We start from the raw sequence: 23,495 nt of genomic DNA, 5'->3' as shown, positions 1-23,495 counted from the left end.
GCGCGAACGGCACGCCCCTGCCCGATGTCGCTTGACGCCATACGGGGGAATCCGTTTGTTGCATTACCTGGAGGTCGCTGCGGCGGCCCTTTCACTGAACCTGCCCGCTGCTCCGGCCCTGCCGATCGCGGCTGAAACCACCGCCGAAACCGGCAGCGAAGGCGATGAAGGCAGCGGTGCGATCGTCGTCACCGGCGTCGTCGATCGCCTGCAGCTCCATCTCAGGTCCGAGAGCGCCAGCCGCCTCAACCTCACGCCGCTGGAAACGCCCGCCAGCATCGAGACGCTGGACGGAGACGCGATCCGGCAGCGGGGCGATCTCACCATCCAGGATGCCGCCGCTCGCGCGACCGGCATCGTCAACACCTCCGGCGTGTTCGGCTACGGCCTTTCGGCACGCGGCTTCACCGGCCAGAACTCGGTCATGACGCTCTACGACGGCATGCGCATGTACAACAACACGCTGACCTTCCCGGCCGATCCGTGGATGGCGCAAAGCGTGGAAATCCTGCGCGGCCCGGCCTCGGTTCTTTACGGCGAGGGCGCGATCGGCGGCGCGGTGAACGTGGTCCGCCGGCAGCCGGGCGAAACCCTGGAGTTCGGCGCCAGAGCGGGCGCCGCCTCGTTCGGAACCTACTCCCTGGCGGCGGGCGCGGGCGGGCCGATCGACGATCTGGCGAGCTTCCGCGCCGATGCCAGCTATCGCCGGTCGGACGGTTGGATGGACCGGGGAGACAGCGAGGCGCTGGCGCTGTCGGGCGCGATCCGGCTGAGGCCCGCAGACGATTTCAGCGTGACCCTGTCCCACGATTTCAGCCGGCAGACGCCCCGCACCTGGTTCGGCGTTCCGCTGGTGAACGGCAGGCTCGACAGGTCGATCAGGCGGAACAACTACAACGTCACCGATGCCCGGCTGCGGTTCCGCGACAACTGGAGCCAGGCGAAGCTCAAATGGTCGCCCTCGGACGCGATCACCATCCGCAGCGCGTTCTACCATCTCTGGGCGAACAAGTACTGGAAGAACGCGGAAAACGTCGCTTATGTCCCGGCGACCGCCACCATGCCCGCGCAAGTGCGCCAGTCCAGCTTCCTGGAACTCTATCATATCCAGAAGCAGACGGGGAACCGCACGACCGCCAACCTCTCTCACCGCCTTGCCGGGCTGGAGAACCAGCTCGTCGTCGGGTTCGACGTCAACCGCATCAGCTACAAGAATGTCAGCAATTCCGGCAACAACCAGACGCGCCTGATCGCCTTGGACGATCCCGCGCCCGGCCTGTTCCTGCACCAGGCCGATGCGCCGACAAGGCCCCGCTACACCAACCGCATCCGGCAATATTCGATCTTCGCCGAGGATCGGCTGAAGTTCAGCGAGCGCTTCTCACTGGTCGGCGGCTTGCGCTACGACCGGCCGGAAATCACCAGGACCGATTACCTCAACGCCGCCAACGACTTCACCGGCACACCGGACGCGGTCACCTGGCGCGTCGGCGCGGTCTACAATCCGATCCCCACGCTGTCGCTCTACGGCCAGTATGCGACCGCCGCCGATCCGGTCGGAGCGCTGGTATCGACCAGCCTTGCCCAGAGCGCCTTCGAACTGTCGAAAGGTCGGCAATACGAAGTGGGCGTGAAGCAGATCTTCTGGGGCGGGCGCGGCCAGTTCACGCTGGCGGCCTATGACATCGTCAAGACCCGGCTGCTCACCTCGGACCCGCTGATCCCGACGATCCAGGTGCAGGTGGGCCGCCAATCCTCGCGCGGGGTGGAAGCCTCGCTGTCGCTGGAGCCGCTGGAGGGGATGAGCGTCAGCGTGAACGGCTCCGCCTTGCGCGCCCGCTATGACGACTTCGCGGAGTCCGTGGGCGGCGTCCTGTTCCAGCGCGCCGGCAACCGCCCGACCAACGTGGCCACCCGTACCGCCAACCTGTTCGCAAGCTGGCGCTTCCTGCCGGACTGGACCATCGACGGCGGCGTCAGCCATGTCGGCAAGCGCTACCAGGATGCGGCCAATACCCGCGTCATCCCGGCCTATACCGTGACCGATATCGGGCTGCGCTGGCAGTTCATCGAGGCGGCCAATGCCAGCCTGCGCCTGCGCAATGTTTTCGACGAGACTTACGTGCGCGCAACTTATGGCGCGTCGCAATGGGTTCTCGGCGATCCGCGCGCCGTGGAGGCAGGTATCAATGTGGCGTTCTAGCGGTCCGGGGCGTAGCCGAAGAAGGCCAGGAGATCCGGCGCTTCCGCCACCGTCTCGCTGACGATCCGGCGTTCTCCGGTCGAGAGCATCAGCACCTGAGGCGGCGCCTCCTCGGCTTGGGAGGGGGGCGCCGCTTCCCTGTTCGCCGTCAGCCCGAAAGCCGAGAGGATCGCGCCGGGATCGCGGCGGAAGCGTTCGTAGGTGACGAGAGGATAACCGTGCCGCTCGGCCGCCGCGCGCAGCAGTTCGCTGCGCCAGATCCACTGGCGGGCCAGATCGCGCACCACGCGTTCGCGCGGGACGCCGCGATAGCCCGGCAGGGCATAGCGTCGAAGCTGCGCGTCGATATTGGTCAGGGGCGAGCGATTGCACAGGGCGACGCGGTACTCGCTGAAATGGCTGAACAACGCCTCGTAGCGGACGAGATGGGGCGGGCTCTTTTCAAGGAAGAAGGCGTGGCCCTTGCTGCGCTCGGCCTCGGCTATGCGCGCGCTCCAGGCGCCCAGCACGGCTTCGTAGTCCACGAACTTGCGGTCCAGCCACTGGTCCGCGTCCATCAGGCCGCGCACCAGCCGCTGTCCTTCGAAGCTGGGATGCAGTCCTGCCACATCGGACTGCGCGGCGATGTGGCGGGCCATGGCCGTGGTTCCCGCACCCGGCGGGGTCAGCAGGAACAGGAAGGGATGGTGGATACGGTCGGCCCGGCGGCGGGGCCAGTAAGGGCCGGGATCGCCGGGCCGCGCCTGAAGGCCGAGGGGTTTCAGCAGGCGATCGACCGCCGCCTTCACAGAGTGTGCCCGCTCATGCCGGTTCCTCGCCTGTCCGCACCGAGAGGCAGGATAGCCGCTTGGCCTGCGGCGAGCACAGCTATTGCGAGGGGCGGACTACCTCTTTTGCGTCAGGCCCTTTCGCGTCAGATGCACTCGAAACGGACCACGCGCAGCAGCGTTTCGGTGATCGGTTCGCAGGCGAAGCGCAAGACGCCGCGATCCGCCCGCTGCAAGGCCGCGCCGAGCGCGGCCGCTTCCGGCTCGGGCAAGACGAGGTCGATCTCCAGGCGGTTCTCGTAGACCCGGCCTTGCCCGAGAACCCCTGGGCGGAAAGCAGTCCCCGCCGCATTGACCGAGATCGCCACGTCCGTGCCTTCGCAGGAGACCGGATGACCGGCCGCCAGAGTGCCGGCAACATCCAGTCCGCCCAACCGCACGACCACGCCGTGGGGAACCACCGTCAGGCGCGAAAGCGCCGGCTGACCGCCTGTAGATGCGTCTGCCTGTTCCGTCAGGGCGCGTTCGATCATGCCCCGTTCCATCGTTCACGCAATTCCATCTTGACGCGTTGCAGCCTCGATCGCACTTCCGGGCAGCTTAAATAGCAATGCCTAATGAATTGAGAATAAACGCGGACAATCAGGGCTGCGGCAGGATCACCGGCATCGCAGGCGCGTCTCGCAGGCGCAAGTAGAGCTTGCCCTCGACCGGGCGGGGCACGGCGAGCGTGGACCCGGTGAACCCCGAGGGCACGTTCGCCGCTTGCGTGAACGCGGCATCGGCGGAGGCCGCCTCGATCAGGAACAGATCCCGTCCGGTCAGCGTACAGGGCTGCGTCTTCGCCTGGCTCGCGCCGTCCTCCCCGCCACTCTCCTTCGGGCAAGTCAGGTTCTCGATACGCGGCAGGCGCGCGAGCGTGGTGAGCGGCATCCAGTCGCCGGTCATGTCGCCGCCTATCAGGCGATATCGCAGCGGCCCGAAGGCTCCGGCGGGCAGATCGGTAGCCTTGAGCCGGGCGACGAGCACTTGCTGGCTCTCCAGCGTGAGGCCCTTTCCGGCGGACAGGCGCACCGTCACGAGACCCTCTCCTCCGGCCACCTCGATCCCGTCGCGCGCACTGAAGCGGGCGCCCGGCGCGGCCTTGACCGAGAACACCAGTTCACCGCTGTCCGGCAGCAGTTCGCCCGCGCCGAGTTCGAGCGCGCGCGCGCCGGGCGCCGCCGGGCCAGGATAGATCGTCCGGCCGAGCAGTTCGGCCTGCGGGCGCGCCGCGCCGACGCGTACCGGCAGGCTCAGGCTGCGGCCTCCGGCCAGGCGAATCACGGCCTTGTCCGCAGTTCCCTGTTCCGGTGCGGCGCGTGTATTCTCCGGGCCACTCCCCTGTGCGACCAGCCGCAGGCGGTCCACCGCATCTTCGCGGGTCAGGCCGTCCGGCCGGTACTCGGTCTCGCCCAGGACAAGCGACTGCACCTGATCCAGTCGCTGTCCGGTGAGCACGCCGTGCATGTCGCCAGCATGGAGTTCGAAACCGTCCACCCGGCTCGCTTCGGCACGGGCGCGCAGAGTGACGGTCTCCGGCCCCTTGGCGCCCTGATATCGCAGTTCCACCCGAAGCTCGCCGGGGTTGGCGGCGGCCTGCGGCACCGTGAAGCTCAGCCTCTGGCCGTCCTGCACTTTCCAGTCGAGCGGCCTGGGCGCGCCGTTGCCCTGCCGCAGCAGGACTTCCTCGACGCAGGACGGCGCGGCGCCTTCCAGAACGACCGTATTGTCACGCCCCACCACCAGGCCGTCGCTTTCTCCCACCACTTTCCATGGCTGGCCGTCGGGCCGCTGGAGAAGGAACTCCGGGCCGGTGAACGCGGCGAAGCCCCAGGTGCCGAGAAGCTGCGCCCGCATCGATCCCGCGAAAGCGCTGGGCAGTTCGTCCGGCCCGATCCGGTAGCCGCCCCGGTCGGCGCGGGCCGTGACCGGCACGTCGATGGTCTGGCCGGAGCCGTTGGTGAGCCTGACCTTCATGTCATGGGCGAAGTCGGTCGAATAGATCAGCGGAGCGCCCTCCACGCCCAGCACCGCACCGGGACGGGCGATGCAGACCGGCCCTTTGGCGGTGCTGCGCAGTTGCGGCGGAATGTCCGCCTCCACGGCAGGGAGCGCCGTCACCATGACCGACTTGGGCTTCTGGAACGAAGGCGCCGCATTGAGCAGCAGCGACATCGTCCCCTCCTGGCGCAGCGACAGCGTGGGAAGGTAATTGAACTGGGGGTTGTTGAAGGCGCCGAAGATCCGTGCGATGTCCCGCGCAACGCCGATATAGGCGCTGTAATAGCCGCCGCCCGCCTCGGGCGTGGCGCTCAGTTGCAGGGCGAGGTCCGTGGGCGTCCCGGTCAGGGTATCGGCCAGCGAACTGGAATGGACGTCGTTCAGCACCAGCGATTCGCGGTTTTCGAGCAGGCAGGAGGCCTGCATCTCCACCACCTTGGACAGGCAATCGTCGTTGAGCTTGATCGCCAGGCTGCGCGCCAGCACCGGGGCCACGGTGCGCAGGTACTCCGGGCCGGTATTGTCCTGCGCCTGGATGGCCGCCATGAACGTGACCAGCCGCGAATGGTCGAGCGACGCCTGGTTGAGATCCTGGCTGGCGCGCACGAACTCGCCCGGCTTGCCGCGCACCGCATCCAGCAGCACGCCTTCCGCCCCGCCGGTTTCGGGCACCATCAGCAGCACCACCTGCCGCGCGCCCTTGGGCACGGTAAGGGACAGCGCCTTGTCCTTTTCCTTCTGCTTCCAGGTGCTGGCGGTCTGCACCCAATCCTTGGGCGGCGGATTGGTGGCGCCGCGCAGGAAGGCGGAAGTGAGCAGGAACTTCATGCCCTGATCGTCCGGCAGCACGGCATGGACCGAGAGCTTGTCCCCCTCCGCCAGGCTGGGGACTTGCGCGATCGGCAGGGTCTGCTGGCCGCGCGTGACCTCGATGCGCAGGTCCGGCCCGGTCAGTTCGAACGGCGCCGGCTCGGCCAAGGCGGATGCCCCCAGCAAGGCCGCAGCAAGCGCGCCTGTGGAGCAGAGGCAAAGCGCTGCGGCGCGCCGGAACCGCGAATCATCGTCCTTCATGCTGATCGGCAAAGCGCGTCCATCCTGTCGGTTTCCTGACCATGCGGCCCGGAGCACGATTTTATTCACCCTGTCGCCCGCCTTGCCAAGGCTTGCTCCCGCAAAGACGGAACGAAATGCCCTGGCCCTGCCGCGCCTCGCCGCGATGGGAGAGCGACGATCCCGGCCGCGGAAGGCGCTATCGCGCCAGTCCGCCTCCTCAGCGCTGTTTCCTGGCCGGTGCGACGGTGAAATCGGGATCCTTGTTCGCCACCCAGTCCACGAACTTGCGCACGTTGGGATGCGCCAGCAGGCCTTCCACGTCCATGCCGTGGCGCTGGAGTTCGGAATTGGTGAAATTGGTGGTCAGCGTGTTCTGGCAGATCGCGTGCATCGGCACGACGTCTCGCCCGCCCCGGCTCTTGGGCACGGGGTGGTGCCAGACGATGGTCTTGCCGGTGGGGCGGCCGCAGAGCCAGCAGGGAACCGGCGGCGGCGCCTCTTCCTCTTCGCGAAGGTCTTCGTAGGGGCCGTGCTTGGGGTGCTTGCGAGCCATGACTCTGCCTGAACTGCCTGAGAGGAATTGCCGAAAATCCGGGCCCACCTAGCGCGGCACCGCTGACATTGCCACCGCGACGTCCTATCGCGCCCGGCATGGCCAGGAAAAAGCGATACCTCACCGCGCGGATGCCGGACGGCTACGTGAAGACGATCGGCCCGACCGCCGATCCCTTCACGCATTACTGGCGCATCGTCGCCGAGCTGGAAAACGGCAGGACGGAAGTGTTCTGGGGCCATACCCGCTCGCTGGCCGAGGCCAAAAAGAAGCGCGCGGCCACGCAGGATGCCGTACGGATGCGGGGCTGGAAAAGCTTCGTTTTCGAGATCGCCGAACTCGAAGAAAGCGCCGAGCCGCCCGCCCCCTGAAACCGCAGCCGGAACCCTCCGCATGTTTCCCGAGGGAAACGCCGCGAGCCCGCGCAAACAGCGACTTTCTTCCGAATCTTTTACGCCGCGCAGTGATTCCACCGGCGCGAAAAATGCTTTAGTCACGGCGGCGATGTCCAGAACCTCCATGCTGCTGGCCGGCCTGTGCGCCGCCGTTTCCGCCATTTCGATCTCCGCAGAGGCCGCTCCCGTGACCCAGACCGCCCAACCTGCCGCGCCGTCGCCTGCCGTGCCTTCGGACCTGCTCGACTTCCAGCGCGTCTTCGCCAGCCCCGCCCTCGACGGGCCGCAGCCGCGCGACGTCAAGATCTCGCCCGACGGGCGCTATCTCACGCTGCTGCGCAACCGCACGGAGGATCGCCAGCGCTACGACCTGTGGGGCTACGACCGCGAGAGCGGCGCCTGGCGCATGCTGGTGGATTCGCTGAAGCTGGGCTCCAACCGCGAGCTTTCCGAAGCCGAGAAGATGCAGCGCGAACGCAAGCGCGTCGGCGATCTCAAGGGCATCGTCGCCTACGACTGGAGCGACGACGGCCGCTCGATCATCGTCCCGCTGGACGGCGATCTTTACCTCGCCGCGCTCGACGGTTCGGTCCGCCGCCTCACCGACTCGCCGGAGGACGAACTGAACGCCGCGCTCAGCCCTGGCGGCAAGTACCTTTCCTTCGTGCGCGAGCAGCGGCTCTGGGTCGGCTCGCTCGACCAGGGCGCGCAGAAGCCGATCACCCCGCAGGAAAAAAGCCCGACCGTCCACTGGGGCGAGGCGGAGTTCGTCGCCCAGGAAGAGATGGACCGCATGGCCGGCTACTGGTGGTCGCCCGACGAGAGCCGCATCGCCGTGGAGCGCTATGACGAAGCGCCGGTGAAAGTCGTCACCCGCGCGGCGATCGGCGCGGAAGGCACGCGCACTTACGAGCAGCGCTATCCGGCGGCGGGTACGCCGAACGTGCTGGTCTCGCTTCACGTCATGAAGCCCGACGGCAGCGGCAAAGTGCAGGTCGATCTGGGCCAGGATCCCGACATCTACCTGGCCCGCGTCAACTGGGCGCGCGATGGCAGGACGCTCTACGTCCAGCGGCAGGACCGCGCACAGACGCGGATCGACATGCTCGCGGTCGATCCGGCCACCGGCAGCAGCCGCGTGCTGTTCACCGAGACGGCTGTGCCCGAGACATGGGTGAACCTTTCCAGCAACTACCGCTTCCTCAAGGACGGCAGCCTGATCTGGTGGTCCGAGCGCGACGGCTTCGGCCACCTCTACCATTTCGCGGGCGGCCAGTGGCGGCAGCTTACCTCGGGCGACTGGGCGGTGACCAAGCTCGTGGCCGTCGACGAGGCGCGTGGCCGCGTGCTCTTTACCGGCACCAGGGACGACGTGCTTTCTCCGCAGCTCTATGCCATCGACCTCGCTCATCCCGGCGCGCCCCAGCGCCTGACGGAGACGGGCTGGTTCAACGCCGCCGTCGCCAACAAGGACGGGCGCACGCTGGTCGTCACGCGCTCCTCGCCGACGCAACCCTCGCAAAGCTACGTGGCCGATGCCGAGGGCAAACGCCTGGCCTGGGTGGAGGAAAACCGCCTGGACGCCGCGCATCCTTATGCGCCCTACCTCGCCAGCCATCGCACGCCCACTTACGGAACCGTCAAGGCCAAGGACGGCAGCGATCTGCACTGGCTGATGATCACGCCCAAGATGGAGCCGGGCAAGCGCTACCCGGTGTTCTTCGAGCACTACGGCGGCCCGCATAGCCAGCAGGTGGCGCGGCAGTGGCTGGGCGCCCTGCCCCAGGCCATCGTCGACAAGGGCTATATCTACTTCCGCCTCGACAATCGCGGCAGCCCCAATCGCGGCGTGAAGTTCGAAAGCAAGATCCGCCATGCCATGGGCACCGTCGAAGTGGCCGACCAGCGCGCCGGGGCCGAATACCTCAAGACGCTGGACTTCGTCGATCCGAAGAAGATCGCGACTTATGGCTGGTCCTACGGCGGCTACATGACGCTGAAGATGCTCCAGGCCGACCAGGGCCTCTACGCGGCCGGCATCTCGGGCGCGCCGGTGACGAAGTGGGAGCTTTACGACACCCATTATACCGAGCGCTACATGGGCGATCCGCGCCAGGTGCCCGATGCCTACAAGGCGTCCGACGCCATTGCCGAGGCAACGAAGATCACCGACCCGCTGCTGCTGATCCACGGCATGTCGGACGACAACGTGGTCTTCGAGAACAGCACCGCGCTGATCTCGAAGCTCCAGGCCGAAGCCGTGCCTTTCGAGATGATGCTCTATCCGGGCCACACCCACGCGGTGAAAGGACCGAAGATCAGCAAGCATGTTTGGGACACGATCTTCGCCTTCCTCGGCCGCCACGGCGTGACTCCGCCGAAGTAGCTTGGGCCGAAGCAGCTTGGGCCGAAGCAGCTTGGACCCAAGTAGCTTGGACCCAAGTAGCTTGGCGGCCCTCATCCCGGGCCGGGCCATCCCGGCACGGGAATTTCCGGGCAATCCGGAACCTCAAGGCTCCTCAAGCACTACCTAGGCCATACCTTCGTTTCGTTCCCTTCCCTGCTTGCGGGCAGTAGGAGCAGCGAACCCGAGGCGTGCCCATGCGGGTAGCGGAAGGAGAGAGCATGAAGGACCCATCGTCTGCCGATCTGCGCGCGCCTTTGACGGGGGAGCGCACGCGGGAGAGGTTTCTCCAGACCCGCCGCCTCAGCCAGGATCTGGTGCAGGGCCTGAACGAGGCCGACGCCGCGGTGCAATCCATGCCCGACGCCTCGCCGGCCAAGTGGCACCTGGCGCATACCACCTGGTTCTTCGAAACCTTCCTCCTGCGCGACCATGTCCCGGACTACAGGCTCTACGACAATCGCTGGCCGTTCCTGTTCAACAGCTATTACGAGGCCGAAGGCGCGCGGCTCGCGCGGCCGGAACGCGGCCTGCTGACGCGCCCGACCCTGGCCGAAGTCCTGGCCTACCGCGACCATATCGATGCCGCCATGCTGGAGGCCTTGCCCGCGCTGCTGGAGCGTCACGGCGATCTGGTGGAACTGGGCATCCAGCACGAGCAGCAGCATCAGGAACTGCTGCTGACCGACATCAAGCACCTGTTTTCCCGCAATCCGCTCGGTCCTGCCTATGCCGCCGCGCCCGACGCCTCGGAACAGCGCGCCGTGCCGCTGCGCTGGATCGAGGGTGCTTCGGGCCTCGTGGAGATCGGCGCGGGGCTTGGGGCTGACGGCGATTTCGCCTTCGACAACGAACTGCCGCGCCATCCCGCCTGGCTTGCCCCCCACGCCCTGGCCAACCGGCCTGTCACCAATGCCGAATGGATCGAGTTCATCGCCGATCAGGGCTACGGCACCGCCGCGCTCTGGCTGTCCGACGGCTGGGACTGGGTGCGGCAGGAAAGCGTCGCGGCTCCGCTCTACTGGCGCGGCGGCGGCCGCCAGTGGGAACGGTTCACGCTGGCCGGGTGGCGCGAAGTGGACCTGGAGGCGCCGGTGACGCATGTTTCCTTCTACGAGGCCGATGCTTTCGCCACCTGGGCGGGCGCGCGCCTGCCCACCGAACACGAATGGGAAGCCGCCGCCCGCAACCGCGATCCCCGGGACGGCGTCCAGCTCGACCGCGCGGGGTGCGCCGAGCCGCGTGCCGAAGCCGAGATCGACGGGTTCGCCTCGCTCCACGGCAATGTCTGGGAATGGACCGGATCGGCCTATCGCCCCTGGCCCGGCTATCGCCCGGCGGCAGGTGCGGTGGGCGAGTACAACGGCAAGTTCATGTCCGGCCAGTTCGTCCTGCGGGGCGGCAGCTGCGCCACGCCGCGCGGCCATCTGCGCGCATCCTACCGCAACTTCTTCCACCCTCACCAGCGCTGGCAGTTCACCGGCCTTCGCCTCGCAAGGAGCCTCTGACGTGTATTCCACGGCCCCCCGGATCGACGATGCCCCGCTTGCCGCGCCCTTCCAGCCGGATCCCGCCTTCCGCGCCGACGTGTTGCAAGGCCTGGCCCAGCCGCAGAAGGCCGTTCCCGCCCGCTGGTTCTACGACATGCGGGGATCGCAGCTTTTCGAAGCGATCACCCAGGTTCCCGAATACTACCCCACCCGCACCGAGACCGCCCTGCTCCAGGCGCATTGCGGCGCGGTGGCGGAGCGCGTCGGCGCGGATGCCACGGTGGTGGAATTCGGCTCGGGCAGTTCCATAAAGACGCGCATCCTGCTCAAGTCCCTGCCGCGCGCGACTTACGTGCCGATCGACATCTGCGGCGAGTTCCTGGACGAGGCCTGCGCCGCGCTCCAGGGCCTGTTCCCGGCCTTGCGCATCGTGCCCGTGGAAGCCAACTTCATGGACCCGGTGCACCTGCCGCTGCGCGCCGAAGCCGCCGGCGGCGCCATGCTGGGCTTCTTCCCCGGCTCCACGATCGGCAACCTCACGCCCGAGGCGGCCGTGGACCTGCTGCGATCCATGCGCGAGACCCTGGGCGAAAACGCGCATCTGCTGATCGGCATAGATCGGGTGAAAGAGCCCCAGCGCCTGATCTCCGCCTATGACGACGCGCAGGGGGTGACCGCGCTGTTCAACCTCAACCTGCTCCAGCGCATCAACCGCGAGCTTGGCGGCACCATTCCGATCGGGGAATTCCGCCATGTCGCCCGCTGGAACCCCGTCGCCAGCCGCATCGAGATGCACCTCGAAGCCCGCCGCGCGATCCGCTTCGAAGTGGACGGTGAGGCCTTCCACATGGAGGCCGGCGAGACCATCCACACCGAAAACTGCCACAAGTACCACCCCGGAGAGATGCGCGTCCTGCTCCGCGCCGGAGGCTGGAGCGAACTGGAACACTGGACCGACGCCCGCGGCGACTTCTCGCTGGTGCTGGCGAAGGCCGGGAGTGCGGGGCGGGAGCCCTAGGGCTGATCCTCGGCCGGGAGGAGCGATCGTGGGGCCGAATGCCTGCCCCATGACGGAAGCCCTTATCCAACCTGCCCCGCGCTCTTCGAAGCCGCATGGAACCGCATGCGGAACACGGCGCCGCGACCGCCGTCGCTCCCGGCCTCGAGATTGCCCCCCATCCGCGCCATGAGTTCGCTGGCGATGGCCAGCCCCAGCCCCGAACTGCGCTGGAAGTCGCGCCGGGCCGAGGCGAAGCGGGCGAACAGTTCTCCGCCTTCGGGCAGGCCGGGGCCGTCGTCGCTGACGCGGATCTCGGCCCTGGGATCGACGGTCACCACCACATGCGTCCCGGCCGGCGTATGCTTCGTCGCATTCTCCAGCAGCGAATCCAGAGCCCGCGCCGCGAGGTGGTGCGAGGCGAACACGGGCACCCGCCCGGCCCCGACGATCTCGATGTCCTGGCCGCGGGCCAGCACCAGCGGCGCGATGGCGGCGACGCGTTCCTCGGCCACTGCCCGCAAGTCGGTCACTTCGCCGGGGTCGCAGGCCATGGCATCCACTTCGGCGAGCAGCAGCAGGCGCTCCACCATGGATTCCAGCGCGTCGATCTGGCGCAGCAGCCGCGCCTGCGCCTCGGCCGAGCCGTCCTGTTCCACCAGCAGCCGCAGGATCGAAAGCGGCGTGCGCAATTCGTGGGCGGCATCGGCGGCGAAGTCGCGCTCGATCCGATAGGCTTCTTCCACGCGGTCCAGAGCGGCATTGATGGCGCCAAGAAGCGGCAGGACCTCCTCGGGCATCCCTGCCGTATCGACCCGCTGCTGCAGCTGGTAGGGCGAAACCTGCCCGACTTCCCGCGAGGCGCGCTTCAGCGGAGCCAGAGACTGGCGGACGATGGCGGCATCCACCGCCAGCAGGCCGACCAGGAACACCGCCAGCAAGGCGCCGCCCACAAGGGCGATATCGGTGCGCAGATCGTCGAAGATGACGTCGGGGTGATCCAGGTTCTGGACGATCACCAGCCATGTTTGCCGCTCGCCCAGCAGCGGCATGGAGACGCCGGAATAGATCCGCGAGCCGCGCACCCGCTTGAAATAGGCGGGCGCGGCGCGGGTAGGCACGGAAAGCGAAGGGTCGGCCCGCAAGTTCGCGATGGCCACGCGGCGGCCTGCGTCCTCGATCCAGAAACTGAAGCTGGAACCGCCGCCGCGCAGGGCGGAGGCGGTCTCTTCCGAAATGGTCCAGCCCCCGGCATGGCGATGCAGCCCGGCCTGCATCTTCTGCGCGTATTCGTCCAGGATCTGCCGCTGCAGGCGGTCTCCGGTGCTGTCGATCAGCAGCATCGCCCCCCAGGCCGCCAGCACCGCCGTGACCATCGTGGCGGCCGCGTGCAAAAGCAGGATGCGCCGCAGGATCGAGTGCGTCCGGCCCTTCCCCGTCATGGCTCCGCCGCCCTTCACCATCATGGCTCCGCCATGGCCCGCAGCAGATAGCCCAGGCCGCGCACGGTGACGATCTCGATCCCGGCATCGAGCGACTGGAGGCGCTTGCGCAGCCGGTGCACGCTGACTTCCGCCGCGTTGGACGAAAATTCCTCGCCCAGTCCGAAGAACACGGATTCGATCTGGGTCTTGCGTACCACCTTGTCGCGGTGGCGCATCAGCAGGTCCAGCAACTGGACCTCGCGCGGAGCCAGGACGATGCTCGCGGCGCTGCCGTTCGCCTCCACCCGCACCGTTTGGGAGACCGTATCATAGCGCAGCCGACCGCAGACGATCTCGCCGTCGTTCTCGCCCATGGCGCGGCGCAGCAGCGCGGCGACCCGGGCGATCAGTTCCTCGGCGGCGAAAGGCTTGGGCAGATAGTCGTCGGCGCCGGCATTGAGTCCCGCCACCCGGTCGGCGATCGCCGAACGCGCGGTCAGCACCAGGACCGGCAGCCGGTGCCCCGCCGCACGCAAGGCCCGCAGCAGGGAAATGCCGTCCTGATCGGGCAGGCCGAGATCCAGCAGCATCGCGGCGTGGTTGCCCGCTTCCACCAGGATCCGCGCTTCCTCCGCCGTGGCGACGATGTCGTTGCCGAAACCGACTTCGCGCAAGTGCGCGCCGATCAGCCCCGCCAGCTCGGGATTGTCCTCGACGATCAGCAGCCGCATCGCTTCCCGTCCCCCTGGCCATCCCCGCGGTGGAGAGGCACATGTCCCTGTCTTGCACGCATGCGCCATCTATCGCGGGGATGGCGCCCCCGCGCAACCGGCTGCGCATGTGCCGTTCTGCTCCCTGCAAGCCTGTAAGGTTGCCGTAAGCCAAGCCGGAATAGCGCTGTTTCGAGCATCGACGGGGACCAGACCCGCACCGGTCGCAACACTGAAAATCGAGACATGAAGCCGCAAGCCGACATCGCGTGCCGAACGCGCCGCAACATCGCGTCACGCGCGACCACTTCCTCCCGGCGTCCGCGGATCGCGCTCTTTTCGGGCAACTACAACTACGTCCGCGACGGCGCCAACCAGGCGCTCAACCGCCTGGTCGGCTATCTGGAGCGGCGCGGCTGCACCGTGCGGGTCTACTCGCCGACATCGCCCACGCCCGCCTTTGCCCCGGAAGGCACGCTGGTCTCGGTTCCCTCGGTGGCGATCCCCGGGCGCGGCGACTATCGCCTGGGCCTGGGCCTGCCGCGCCGCATTCGCGCCAATCTGGCAGAGTTCGCGCCGGAGATCGTCCATCTCTCCGCGCCCGACTGGACCGGCACCGCCGCCCAGCGCCTAGCCCGGCAGGCCGGCATCCCGGTCGTCACCAGCCTGCACACCCGCTTCGAGAAATATGCGGCCTTCTACGGCGCCGGTCTCGTGCGCCCGGCGATGGAGCGGCACCTTTCCCGCTTCTACCGCAATGCCGATCGCATCCTGGTGCCCACCGCAGCCATCGCGGAAGAGTTCGGCGAGGCCGGTCTCGGCAGCCGCACCCGCCTGTGGGGGCGCGGCGTGGACCGCCTGCAGTTCACCCCGCTGGCGCGCGACATGGCGTGGCGCCGCGCCCTGGGGGTGGCGGACGGCGAAGTGGCCGTACTGCATTTCGGCCGCCTGGTGCGGGAAAAGGGCCTGGCCGCCTTCGCCGCGCTCTGCCGCCGCCTCATTGGCGAAGGCCTGCCGATCCGCCCTCTGGTGGTGGGCGACGGCCCGGAGCGGCAATGGCTGGAGCAGAAGCTGCCCCAGGCCCGCTTCGCCGGGCACCTGATGGGCGCCGATCTCGGCCGCGCCGTGGCCAGCGCCGACCTGTTCCTCAATCCCAGCACTACCGAGGCCTTCGGCAACGTCACCCTGGAAGCCATGGCTTCCGGCCTGCCGACCGTCTGCATCGACGTGCCGAGCGGGCGCAACCTCCTCAAGGGCGGCGCGGGCCTGCTGTTCGCGCCGGGCGATGAGGACGGCGCACTCCAGGCCCTTCGCCTGCTGGCCGGGGACAGCCGCCGCCGCGCCGCCATGGGCGCCCGCGCCCGGGAGGCCAGCAAGGCCTACGACTGGGACGGCGCCTCGCACCAGGTGCTGGAAACCTACATGGACGTGGTCGGCCGCAGCATCGCCCCCTCGCCCCAAATGGACCCGGAGATCCTGGGCGCGGGCGCCATCTCGCGCGCGGCATGAGGAGGGCATAGCAGCTCCATGGAAGAGGTGATCGCCCAGGCCGGTGCATTCGTCTCCGCCCATGGAGCATGGGCCGGCCCGATCGTGGGCCTGCTCTGCTTCGGGGAGTCCCTCGCCATCGTCGGCCTGTTCGTCCCGGCAACGGCGGTCATGCTGGCGATCGGCGGCCTGATCGGCGCCGACACGCTGGACGCCTGGCCGATCTTCCTCTGGGCCGTGGGCGGATCGATCCTGGGGGACTGGGTCTCCTACGCCTTCGGCAACCGCATCGGCCCGCGCGTCTACCGCACCTGGCCGCTCGACCGGCATCGCGCGGCCGTGGCGCGCACGCGGCTGTTCTTCCGCAAGTACGGCTTCGCGGCGATCTTCATGGGCCGCTTCCTCGGCCCGATCCGCGCGACGGTGCCGCTTGTGGCGGGGGTGCTCGCCATGCCCCGGCGGCCGTTCCAGATCGCCAACGTCGCCTCCGCCTGCCTCTGGGTGCCGCTGATGTTCGCGCCCGGATATCTGGCCGCCGGCCCGCTCGGCGCGGCCCTGGCGATCGACGAGAGCACTCTGGTGCTCGGCGGACTGGCGATGGCGGCTTTGACCATGGGCGTCACGCTGCTCGCCTCACGCCTGCTGGGGCGCAGACGGCGGGCCAAAGCAGGAAAATCGGCATGAAGTCAGCGATAGGGTGATGGAAATGGGGACGATGAACGCAGGGACATTCCGCCAGACCACGGGGCGGACGGGTACGCCCAGCGCAATTTCGAGAGCGCAAGCGGGAGGCGTCACGGCCGCCCTTCTCGTCGCTTTCCTGGGCGGGTGCAGCACCCCCAAGGTGGCCGAGGCCCCGCCGCCGCCGCCGGTGGTCGTCGTAATCCCGCCGCGTCCTTCACCGCCGCTCGGCGCGGCGCCGAACATGACCCTCCCCGCCAAGGCGGCCGACGGATCGCGCCGCACCGTCAACACGGCGGTCACGCCGGCCCAGGCGCTGTGGAACTTGCGCTCGGCCTACAACGTGGCGGCGCTGAACTGCACCGGCGAGCAGGGCGCGCCGATCCTGGGCGGCTACACCGAATTCCAGAAGAAGTACGCCAAGTCGCTTGCCGCCGCCAACAAGACGCTGGACAAGGAGTTCAAGACCCGCTTCGGCGCCAAGGCGATCCGCGAGCGCGAAGCGTACCAGACCCAGGTCTACAACTTCTTCGCGCTGCCGCCGGTGGTGCCCTCGCTTTGCCAGGCGGCGCTGGACATCGCCAACGCGCTTCAAGACGTGTCCGCCGCGCAGCTCGAACAGTTCGCGCCTACCGGGCTTGCCAACGCCGAAGCGCCGTTCCGCGCGTTCTTCGACAGCTACGAGCAATATCAGGCCGACCTTCTCGCCTGGGAAGCGCAATATGGCGCCACCAGGGCAGAAGCCGCCAATGGGGATTCGCTTTCCTAGGGCGGGTTCACCCGAGCGCAACCGCTGCGACGCGCGGCAAATGTTTCCGCATTGCAAAAAAATTGTGACCCCCCCTGTAAGGATACGGTAAGCCCGGTTAGGATAGACAGCAGTGGTCGTTCCCGTGCGGTTGCCGGGAACGCCCGCGGGGGCTCACTGGGACAAACGGCGTGACGGATCACGAACTCATTTCGACGGCCTGCGTGCCGGCCAAAGACGGATTCTACATTTCGACCCGGGTTGGCCCCAGTCGTGAAAAGATCGTCGCCGCCGAGATGGACCAGGTCCTGGCCTGGCGAATCGACACCTTCAAGGTGAAGGGCGACGCGGCTCCCCTTTCAACCACCACCCCGGTCACGATCGACGGCAGCGTCGATACCGCCGAGTTCGCCCTGCTGCGCCCCGACGGTACGGTCGAATATCCCGACGGCTCGTCGATCTCCATCGGCGGCGGCGCGCGCCTGCGCCTGGTGGACGACAAGCTCTGAAGGACAGCGGTTCGGAACCGGGGCCCGCGTTCCGCCGTTCCTGACCCACGAGCGCCGCCGCATGCGCCGCCTCGCAGCTGGCCGCATCGGAACGCCCATGTCGATAGAAGCCCTGATCGCAGAGTTCGGCCTGCCGGCCGTCGCCTTGGGAGCGGCCCTGGAAGGCGAGACCGTGGTCCTGACCGGAGGGTTGATCGCGCATCAGGGCCTGCTGCCGCTCTACGGCGTCATGGCAGCCGCGGCGATCGGCTCGTTCATCGCGGACCAGTTCTTCTTCCTGCTCGGACGCCGCTATCGCATGCACCGGCTTGTTCGCAAATTGACCGAGCGGCCCGCTTTCGCGCGCGTGATGCGGATGCTGGAGCGCCATCCCACCGGGTTCATCCTGGCGTTCCGCTTCCTCTACGGCTTTCGCACCATCAGCCCCGTCGCCATCGGCACCTCGCGGATACCGACCCGCCGCTTCCTGCTGCTCAACGCGGTAGCGGCGCTGGCCTGGGGCGCCGCGATTGCCGCCATCGGCTATAGTTTCGGGCAAGTGGTGGAACTGGCCTTCGGGAACTTGCGCCGCTTCGGCCATGTCGCGCTGGCAATCGCCGCGCTCGTCGCGGTCGCCACCGCCATGACGCTCCTCGTCCGCAGCCGCCTGCGGCGCTCGGTGGAAGCAGAAGGCGCGGAAAGCCAGGAAGATGAGGCCGTGGAGCCATCGCCGTCGGACCGGATACCGCTGTGAAGCAACGGTTTCCTGTCAGGGGGGACCACCCGCGAGCCGCGTGGTCCCCGTTGCGGGCTTCGTCGTTCTCCTGAGCGTGATCTGCAGCGCGGATAAAGCGCAACCCTCGGGAATGCGGATGGCGGCTCTCTTCCGCCCCTGCCCGACCCGTTTACCTCAGCGATTGCCGGAACAGCATGTTCACCCGCCTGCTCTCGATGAACCGCCCCGCGACGTAGAGGGCGGCGAACATTGCCGCGAAGACATAGGCCGCAGTCGGTGACGATTTCCGGCCCTGCTCCTCCTTGCCGTCCTTCTTCGGCTTTTCGGGCGCCGGCGCGCCGAGGGCCTTGTCGATCGGATTCTGCGGAAGCGCCTTCTGCTCCTTCGCGGACTTGTCCGAAGCTTCGGCCGCAGGCTTGTCGAGCTTGCCCAGGGCGACGGTGGCCTGCCCGAAGGCCAGGAACAGCAGGGGCGCCAGGAAGCAGAACAGCAAGGCCCGGCTGGTCAGGCGATAGTGCAGAACCCGCCCGGCGGGCTCGTTCTCGATGCGCAGGACCCCGCCGTCGAAAACGGCCATCTCGTCCTGCGCCGCCTGGTCCTTCTTGCGAAAGGTCAGCCTGCCGTTTGCCCGTTCGTGGCTCGTACCGCTCCGGCGGAACAGGGGGGTCAGCCTGTCGAAAGCCTCTTCCTCCGATTGTCCGGGCGCGAGCGCCAGGCTGCCCCCGATGTGCCAGATCCAGTCGGTGAAACGTGAGTTCATGGAGCTTCGTCTCCTGGCGTGTGGTCCTGGTAAAATCGTCTTCGCCGTCACTCGGCAGGTACGGCTGCGGGGCGCGCCATGCGTTCCTTCAGCGTCTTCCAGCCTTCCGTGAAGGGGAAAGTCATCTGCTCGCGAATGGACATGCGGCGGCCGCCCTCCATGCCGAGCAGCTCCGCCTCACCGTCGACGCAGGTGCCGAACATCCGGTCGATGAAGATATAGGTATTCGTGTAGTTGCTGCGGCTCGCCTCGAAGTCCTGCGAATGGTGCAGGCTGTGATGCTCGGTCGTATGGAACAGGAAGCGCCACCAGCGGGGCGAGTTGAAGCGCACGTTGATGTGCTGGTAGGTGCTGATCGCAAGACCCAGGGCGCCGGCCAGCAGGGCGGCGCGCGGCAGGAAGTCGAAGAAGCCGCCGATGCCCAGCCCGATGAGGAACAGTTCCACCGGATTGCCGACCGCTCCCTTGTTGATGTTCAACTGGGTGATGTAGTGGTGCACGGAGTGGGTCAGCCACAGCGGATACCAGTTGTGCATCCCGCGGTGCATCCAGTACTGTCCGAAGTCGAACAGGAAGGAGATCAGGAAAGCCTGGAGGAGCAGCGGCAGGCCAAGGAACCAGGCGAACTTGTCCCATTCCAGATGCTTCTGGATGGCCTCGATCATGACGCCGTCGCCGATATAGCTGTCGACGATGCGCAGCAGCGTGTAGCCCAGCCCAACGTAGAACAGGTCGGTCGTCAGTTCCTTCCAGGTGAGGCGCCAGCTTTCGTGGCGCGGAAAGAACCACTCCATCGCCAGCAGCAGGACCTTGAAGCCGATGCCGATGCCGATCGCCGTAGAGGCTTTGGCGATGGAATTGGGGGCGTAATACCAGAACGCCAGCAATGCGAAGAGCACCGTGGGCTGGAACCAGGTGAACACGAACTGCTTCACCGGACCGCCTTCGACGCGCGGTATGTTTTCCCAGCCGACCGTCACCGGCGCCTGGGCCCCTATGATCCTGTTTCCTACGCGAACGCCGTCCATACGCCCTGCCCTCGTAGTATTATCCGGCCAAGCGGGTAATACTGTTGTACGATATCGAAGCATGGTCTTGCCGCCATGCTTCTACGGTCCTGGTCGGTTCGTCGACTGCGGAGAATCTCCGTGCATCGACCGACTTGAGAGCAGCATCCTACAAGGGTTTTCACCCCGCCAGATGCCAATGCCGTATGAAATGCATAGGCTGCATCTATGGCGGGAAGGGTGAGGGGCGGGAAGGGTGAGGATGGCACCCCGGAACGCAAGCGGCGCCCGGAGCCTTCCGCCGATGACGGAAAGGCTCCGGGCGCCGCGTGACGATTGCCGGATGGGGCTGCGCGAATCCGCTAAGAGCGGATCCTCGACCGGCGATCAGCGTGCCAGTGCGAACTTCGGGGCGGAAGCAGGGATGGCCTCGGCACGGCGGGTTTCGATCTGGCCGCGAATCTCGGCAAGAACGGCGCTGCGGCAATCCTGCGCCTTGCGTTCCGCCGCAAGGTGCACATTCGCCATCTTCTCACCGCAAACGGAGCGCGCCGCCTGATCCATGCGGATGGCCAGCCGTTGCTGCCCCTCGGCCGTAGCGAGGTCCAGGCCTTTCAGTTGCAGCACCGCCTGGTCCCGGGCGAAGGGATTCTCGCCGGTGGCGGCCGATGCGGAAGCGGCGAAAGCAAACGATGCCAGCGCCAGAACGGCAAATTTCATCATCTTCTCCTAAGCACAGGATATGGCATCACTCTACGGTGACTGATGCCCCCATAGCGCTTACGAGAAGAAATCGCAATATCAAAGCAAGTTCTGCATCACTTAGAACATGTCTAGTGCCCCGGTATTACTAGGCTAGCCAGTTCAGTAATACTGCCCAGCATGCCTATCGGCAGTTTCACTTGCCGGGTATCCTCGTCTCCATTGCCCAAATCGGTGGCCGAAACGGCAATGCTGCGCGCGCCCGGCAGCGACCATTCCCGCACGGTGCTTACCGGCAGGAGAACTTTCCAGTTCCGGCGGCCCTCGGCCCGAACCGGGTGTCCGTTGATGCGGACGATCATGCCGGGATCAGCTCGGGAACCGGTGACGAGCAGGCAATCGGCCTTCTCGCACGAAACCAGTCTGGCTTCCCGGCGCGTACCCGCTGCAGCCGCCTCCGGCCCGAAGGCGATCAGGCCGAGGCCGCAGAAGACGGCACACTTCCCGGCGAAGCGCCGGGCTTGCTGCGACACCGCGACAAGGAGCGCCGCCGGCATCATCGCGCCGGACCTCGCGCCCGATCATCGCCTCGATAGCCGCCTCGATAGCCGCCGATGGCGCCTGCGCGTGCTTCCATACCGTTCAGCAAAAAGCGGAGCATCGACGACGCCAGAGCCTTGAAGCGGCTTCCAATCCGATCGGGAAGTGTCGATTTGAAGTTCATCGCCCGCCTTTGCCTTGCCCTTGTTTGGCAAGACTGCGCTGGAGGGGATCATGGCGGCAGGGGGAATTTCACGATGCAAGCCATAGGTTCGATCTATGACGAACCATCGCGCCTAAACGCGTGGCTGGGCGCGGATGCGGCGGAATACTTCGTCCATGAACAGCTGGGTGGCGGTGTCCCGCTCCGGCTCGGCACGGGCAAGGAGGAAGATGTCGTAGCCCGGCTCGAAGTCGCCGTGCAGCAGCGGCCAGAGCGCACCGCGCTCCACGTCCGCCTGGACGATCGGGGTGGGGAGAAAGCCGATGCCGACGCCGCACAGGATCAGCCGGCGCACTTCGTTCATGTCGTCCGCCACCCCGGCGACATGGGTGCCCAGCCGGTAGCGGCGGCGCAAGTGGGTGATGATCTCGATCTCCCCCTCTCCCATGAGCACGAACGGCTCGGTCTTGAGTTCCTTGGGCTGGGTGATGCGGTAGCCGAACAGCGGATGGCTGCGCCCGCAGTAAAGTTGCTGGTGCTCCACGAACAGCGGCTCGTAGACCAGGTTGCCGCGCACGCTGTTGTCATAGCCGATGCCGAGTTCCACTTCGCCCGCTTCCAGCGCATCGAGCACCTGGCGCCAGGGAGAGACGCGGATTTCGATCTGGATTTCGGGGTTGCGCCGGTGAAAGCTGGCGATCGCCTCGTCGAACTGGTCGGAGACGATGGCGGACACGATCTGGATACGCACCACGCCTTCGACACGCTTGGTCGCCTGCGCGATCTGGTGAGGCACCATCCGCGCGGATTCCAGCATGTCCTCGCAAAGCGCCATCATCGCCTTGCCCGCGGCGGTCATCTCCACGCCGGTCGCCGATCGGATCAGCAGGGCGGCGCCGACGTGATCCTCCAGCCGCTTGAGCGCGGCGCTGATGCTGGGCTGCTGCTTGTTGAGCTGCCTGGCCGCCGCGCCGATGCCCCCCGCCCGCACGATGTCGACGTAAGTCCGCATCAGGTTCCAGTCCACGCGACTGGCGAACTTCCTGTCAGTCAAGGGCGTGCGCTCGCTCATGCTTCCTCTTTACCCCATCATTCCGGCATCAGGGCGGAATCGAACAGGGTTCATAGAACAGACCTGCCACGATCCGCGAGCCGCAAGCGGCGGGTTTCACCGGAGTTTCTTCAGTTCCGCCCGGCTCCACCATGAAAGGGTGCGCTCGTCGTGCGCCGTGGTCCAGACGCCCGCCGGCGTGTAGCGCACGGCGCCGCTGCCCGCCGGCTTGCCGATGCGCGCGGTGACGGTCATGGTGCGGGGGTCGATCGCGGCGAACAGCTGGTCGTCGGTCGTGCGCAGCCAGACCTTGCCGCCGCCGGTGTCGATATCGCCCCACTTCAGATTCTCGCCCACCTTGATGCGGCCGGTGACCGTCACGCTGGCAGGATCGATCCGGGCGACGGTGCCGTCGCCCTGTTCCTGCAGCCAGACCGCGCCTTCGCCTGCCGCCAGGAAACCCGGCTCTGCGCCCACGGCGGTGCGCGCCGTCACTGCGTCGGTAGCGGGATCGATGCGCTGCAACGAGCGGGCCGATGCGCTGACCGCCCAGAGCGCGCCATGGCCGAAGGCGAGATACCAGGTTCCGGGATCGACGGCGATCCTGGCCGCAACCTCGTTCGTGCGGGGATCAATGCGGGAGACCGTGCCCTTCTCGTCGCTGGCCACCCAGATCGATCCAGCCCCCGCCGCGACGTTGAGTTCGCCTTGCAGGTTGGCGATCCCGGTGGGGATCGTGGCGACGACCTTGGCCGAGCGGATGTCGATGCGCTTTACCGCCGCTTCCTGGCAATCGGCCACCCAGAGCGACCCATAGGCGATGGTCATGGCCCCGCAGGCGCGCGACATCGCCACTTCGGCCAGCTTGCCGGTGCGCGACCAGCGCTCGACCCGGTCGCGATTGGTGACCCACACGGTCTGGCCGTCCACCGCCAGGAAATCGGCGAAGCCCGGCACCGGAATGACCTGCGCCTGCTGCGCCCCGGCCGGAGCCGCGATCATCGTCGCGGCGGCGGCAAGGGAGAGGATCGCAGGGGCAAGACGCTTGTACGGCCGCATATGTGTTCCTTCGATGAGGGGATTTTCCGCCGA

General features: G+C 67.3%; 22 protein-coding genes. 10 read left to right on the top strand and 12 right to left on the bottom strand.

Going from position 1 to position 23,495, the window contains the following annotated elements:
- The first annotated feature begins 58 nt into the window (after positions 1-58).
- Complete coding sequence (locus L284_RS42360; protein WP_021235483.1) at positions 59-2,203, top strand: TonB-dependent receptor; 2,145 nt, start codon at positions 59-61, stop codon at positions 2,201-2,203.
- Here the strand turns inward: L284_RS42360 and L284_RS42355 are convergent.
- The 4 genes from L284_RS42355 to L284_RS42340 all read right to left on the bottom strand — a co-directional run bounded on the left by L284_RS42355 (position 2,200) and on the right by L284_RS42340 (position 6,619).
- Entirely contained in the window at positions 2,200-2,991 is a 792-nt protein-coding gene (locus tag L284_RS42355; RefSeq protein WP_021235482.1) for a hypothetical protein, read from the bottom strand. The genes L284_RS42360 and L284_RS42355 overlap by 4 nt on opposite strands.
- Before the next feature lie 125 nt (positions 2,992-3,116).
- The gene (locus L284_RS42350) at positions 3,117-3,503 is read right to left on the bottom strand and encodes a hypothetical protein (protein ID WP_021235481.1); all 387 of its coding nucleotides are present in this window, start codon (positions 3,501-3,503) and stop codon (positions 3,117-3,119) included.
- 109 nt (positions 3,504-3,612) lie between these two features.
- Positions 3,613-6,084 (bottom strand): hypothetical protein, encoded by a 2,472-nt coding sequence (locus L284_RS42345; RefSeq protein ID WP_021235480.1) that lies wholly within the window; start codon positions 6,082-6,084, stop codon positions 3,613-3,615.
- A gap of 199 nt (positions 6,085-6,283) precedes the next feature.
- The gene (locus L284_RS42340; RefSeq protein ID WP_021235479.1) at positions 6,284-6,619 is read right to left on the bottom strand and encodes a hypothetical protein; all 336 of its coding nucleotides are present in this window, start codon (positions 6,617-6,619) and stop codon (positions 6,284-6,286) included.
- Between the two features lie 98 nt (positions 6,620-6,717).
- Here L284_RS42340 and L284_RS42335 point away from each other — a divergent pair, with 98 nt between their 5' ends.
- From L284_RS42335 to egtD, 4 genes are all read left to right on the top strand, one after another.
- Positions 6,718-6,990: a hypothetical protein gene (locus L284_RS42335; RefSeq protein ID WP_021235478.1), complete on the top strand. Its 273-nt coding sequence runs from the start codon at positions 6,718-6,720 to the stop codon at positions 6,988-6,990.
- A gap of 133 nt (positions 6,991-7,123) precedes the next feature.
- The gene (locus L284_RS42330) at positions 7,124-9,400 is read left to right on the top strand and encodes a S9 family peptidase (RefSeq protein ID WP_021235477.1); all 2,277 of its coding nucleotides are present in this window, start codon (positions 7,124-7,126) and stop codon (positions 9,398-9,400) included.
- Positions 9,401-9,639: 239 nt separating this feature from the next.
- Positions 9,640-10,926, top strand: a complete 1,287-nt coding sequence (gene egtB, locus L284_RS42320; RefSeq protein ID WP_021235476.1) for an ergothioneine biosynthesis protein EgtB — start codon at positions 9,640-9,642, stop codon at positions 10,924-10,926.
- A gap of 1 nt (position 10,927) precedes the next feature.
- A complete protein-coding gene (egtD, locus tag L284_RS42315; protein ID WP_021235475.1) occupies positions 10,928-11,926 on the top strand; it encodes an L-histidine N(alpha)-methyltransferase in 999 nt (332 codons plus the stop codon).
- 62 nt (positions 11,927-11,988) lie between these two features.
- Here egtD and L284_RS47005 read toward each other — a convergent pair whose 3' ends face one another.
- Together L284_RS47005 and L284_RS42310 are read right to left on the bottom strand one after the other, a co-directional pair.
- Positions 11,989-13,371: an ATP-binding protein gene (locus tag L284_RS47005; RefSeq protein ID WP_021235474.1), complete on the bottom strand. Its 1,383-nt coding sequence runs from the start codon at positions 13,369-13,371 to the stop codon at positions 11,989-11,991.
- Positions 13,368-14,060: a response regulator gene (locus L284_RS42310; protein ID WP_021235473.1), complete on the bottom strand. Its 693-nt coding sequence runs from the start codon at positions 14,058-14,060 to the stop codon at positions 13,368-13,370. Before L284_RS42310 ends, L284_RS47005 begins: the two co-directional genes overlap by 4 nt.
- A 225-nt stretch (positions 14,061-14,285) precedes the next feature.
- Here L284_RS42310 and L284_RS42305 point away from each other — a divergent pair, with 225 nt between their 5' ends.
- The 5 genes from L284_RS42305 to L284_RS42285 all read left to right on the top strand — a co-directional run bounded on the left by L284_RS42305 (position 14,286) and on the right by L284_RS42285 (position 18,198).
- A complete protein-coding gene (locus L284_RS42305; protein WP_021235472.1) occupies positions 14,286-15,548 on the top strand; it encodes a glycosyltransferase family 4 protein in 1,263 nt (420 codons plus the stop codon).
- 18 nt (positions 15,549-15,566) lie between these two features.
- Entirely contained in the window at positions 15,567-16,211 is a 645-nt protein-coding gene (locus L284_RS42300; protein ID WP_021235471.1) for a DedA family protein, read from the top strand.
- 31 nt (positions 16,212-16,242) lie between these two features.
- Positions 16,243-16,977 (top strand): hypothetical protein, encoded by a 735-nt coding sequence (locus tag L284_RS42295; protein WP_152524741.1) that lies wholly within the window; start codon positions 16,243-16,245, stop codon positions 16,975-16,977.
- A gap of 170 nt (positions 16,978-17,147) precedes the next feature.
- A complete protein-coding gene (locus tag L284_RS42290) occupies positions 17,148-17,465 on the top strand; it encodes a hypothetical protein (protein ID WP_021235469.1) in 318 nt (105 codons plus the stop codon).
- Between the two features lie 97 nt (positions 17,466-17,562).
- Entirely contained in the window at positions 17,563-18,198 is a 636-nt protein-coding gene (locus tag L284_RS42285; RefSeq protein WP_081674119.1) for a DedA family protein, read from the top strand.
- Positions 18,199-18,349: 151 nt separating this feature from the next.
- Here the strand turns inward: L284_RS42285 and L284_RS42280 are convergent, their stop codons facing one another.
- The 6 genes from L284_RS42280 to L284_RS42255 all read right to left on the bottom strand — a co-directional run bounded on the left by L284_RS42280 (position 18,350) and on the right by L284_RS42255 (position 23,462).
- Positions 18,350-18,940, bottom strand: coding sequence for a hypothetical protein (locus tag L284_RS42280; protein ID WP_021235467.1), 591 nt, complete (start codon positions 18,938-18,940; stop codon positions 18,350-18,352).
- 47 nt (positions 18,941-18,987) lie between these two features.
- Positions 18,988-19,968, bottom strand: a complete 981-nt coding sequence (locus L284_RS42275) for a sterol desaturase family protein (protein WP_021235466.1) — start codon at positions 19,966-19,968, stop codon at positions 18,988-18,990.
- A gap of 366 nt (positions 19,969-20,334) precedes the next feature.
- On the bottom strand, positions 20,335-20,667 hold the full coding sequence (locus L284_RS42270; RefSeq protein ID WP_031342892.1) for a UrcA family protein: 333 nt from the start codon (positions 20,665-20,667) through the stop codon (positions 20,335-20,337).
- Positions 20,668-20,780: 113 nt separating this feature from the next.
- Positions 20,781-21,206 (bottom strand): hypothetical protein, encoded by a 426-nt coding sequence (locus tag L284_RS42265; RefSeq protein WP_235054534.1) that lies wholly within the window; start codon positions 21,204-21,206, stop codon positions 20,781-20,783.
- Positions 21,207-21,485: 279 nt separating this feature from the next.
- Positions 21,486-22,424 carry a LysR family transcriptional regulator gene (locus L284_RS42260; protein WP_021235462.1) on the bottom strand — a complete coding sequence of 313 codons (939 nt, stop codon included), beginning with the start codon at positions 22,422-22,424 and terminating at the stop codon, positions 21,486-21,488.
- A 96-nt stretch (positions 22,425-22,520) separates the two neighbouring features.
- Entirely contained in the window at positions 22,521-23,462 is a 942-nt protein-coding gene (locus L284_RS42255; protein ID WP_021235461.1) for a Vgb family protein, read from the bottom strand.
- Between the last annotated feature and the right edge of the window lie 33 nt (positions 23,463-23,495).

The organism is Novosphingobium lindaniclasticum LE124 (assembly GCF_000445125.1).
Classification (GTDB): Bacteria; Pseudomonadota; Alphaproteobacteria; order Sphingomonadales; family Sphingomonadaceae; genus Novosphingobium; species Novosphingobium lindaniclasticum.
This window is presented reverse-complemented; position numbering and strand designations above follow the sequence as displayed.

Bases quoted from the DNA above. Each gene is read 5' to 3' on its own strand.
- L284_RS42280 (WP_021235467.1), bottom strand. From the start codon at position 18,940: ATGAACTCACGTTTCACCGACTGGATCTGGCACATCGGGGGCAGCCTG.
- L284_RS47005 (WP_021235474.1), bottom strand. From the start codon at position 13,371: ATGATGGTGAAGGGCGGCGGAGCCATGACGGGGAAGGGCCGGACGCAC.
- L284_RS42295 (WP_152524741.1), top strand. From the start codon at position 16,243: ATGAACGCAGGGACATTCCGCCAGACCACGGGGCGGACGGGTACGCCC.
- L284_RS42330 (WP_021235477.1), top strand. From the start codon at position 7,124: ATGTCCAGAACCTCCATGCTGCTGGCCGGCCTGTGCGCCGCCGTTTCC.
- L284_RS42260 (WP_021235462.1), bottom strand. From the start codon at position 22,424: ATGAGCGAGCGCACGCCCTTGACTGACAGGAAGTTCGCCAGTCGCGTG.
- L284_RS42255 (WP_021235461.1), bottom strand. From the start codon at position 23,462: ATGCGGCCGTACAAGCGTCTTGCCCCTGCGATCCTCTCCCTTGCCGCC.
- L284_RS42335 (WP_021235478.1), top strand. From the start codon at position 6,718: ATGGCCAGGAAAAAGCGATACCTCACCGCGCGGATGCCGGACGGCTAC.
- L284_RS42275 (WP_021235466.1), bottom strand. From the start codon at position 19,968: ATGGACGGCGTTCGCGTAGGAAACAGGATCATAGGGGCCCAGGCGCCG.
- L284_RS42300 (WP_021235471.1), top strand. From the start codon at position 15,567: ATGGAAGAGGTGATCGCCCAGGCCGGTGCATTCGTCTCCGCCCATGGA.
- L284_RS42270 (WP_031342892.1), bottom strand. From the start codon at position 20,667: ATGAAATTTGCCGTTCTGGCGCTGGCATCGTTTGCTTTCGCCGCTTCC.
- L284_RS42305 (WP_021235472.1), top strand. From the start codon at position 14,286: ATGAAGCCGCAAGCCGACATCGCGTGCCGAACGCGCCGCAACATCGCG.
- L284_RS42350 (WP_021235481.1), bottom strand. From the start codon at position 3,503: ATGATCGAACGCGCCCTGACGGAACAGGCAGACGCATCTACAGGCGGT.
- egtB (WP_021235476.1), top strand. From the start codon at position 9,640: ATGAAGGACCCATCGTCTGCCGATCTGCGCGCGCCTTTGACGGGGGAG.
- L284_RS42265 (WP_235054534.1), bottom strand. From the start codon at position 21,206: ATGCCGGCGGCGCTCCTTGTCGCGGTGTCGCAGCAAGCCCGGCGCTTC.
- L284_RS42310 (WP_021235473.1), bottom strand. From the start codon at position 14,060: ATGCGGCTGCTGATCGTCGAGGACAATCCCGAGCTGGCGGGGCTGATC.
- L284_RS42345 (WP_021235480.1), bottom strand. From the start codon at position 6,084: ATGAAGGACGATGATTCGCGGTTCCGGCGCGCCGCAGCGCTTTGCCTC.
- L284_RS42285 (WP_081674119.1), top strand. From the start codon at position 17,563: ATGTCGATAGAAGCCCTGATCGCAGAGTTCGGCCTGCCGGCCGTCGCC.
- L284_RS42340 (WP_021235479.1), bottom strand. From the start codon at position 6,619: ATGGCTCGCAAGCACCCCAAGCACGGCCCCTACGAAGACCTTCGCGAA.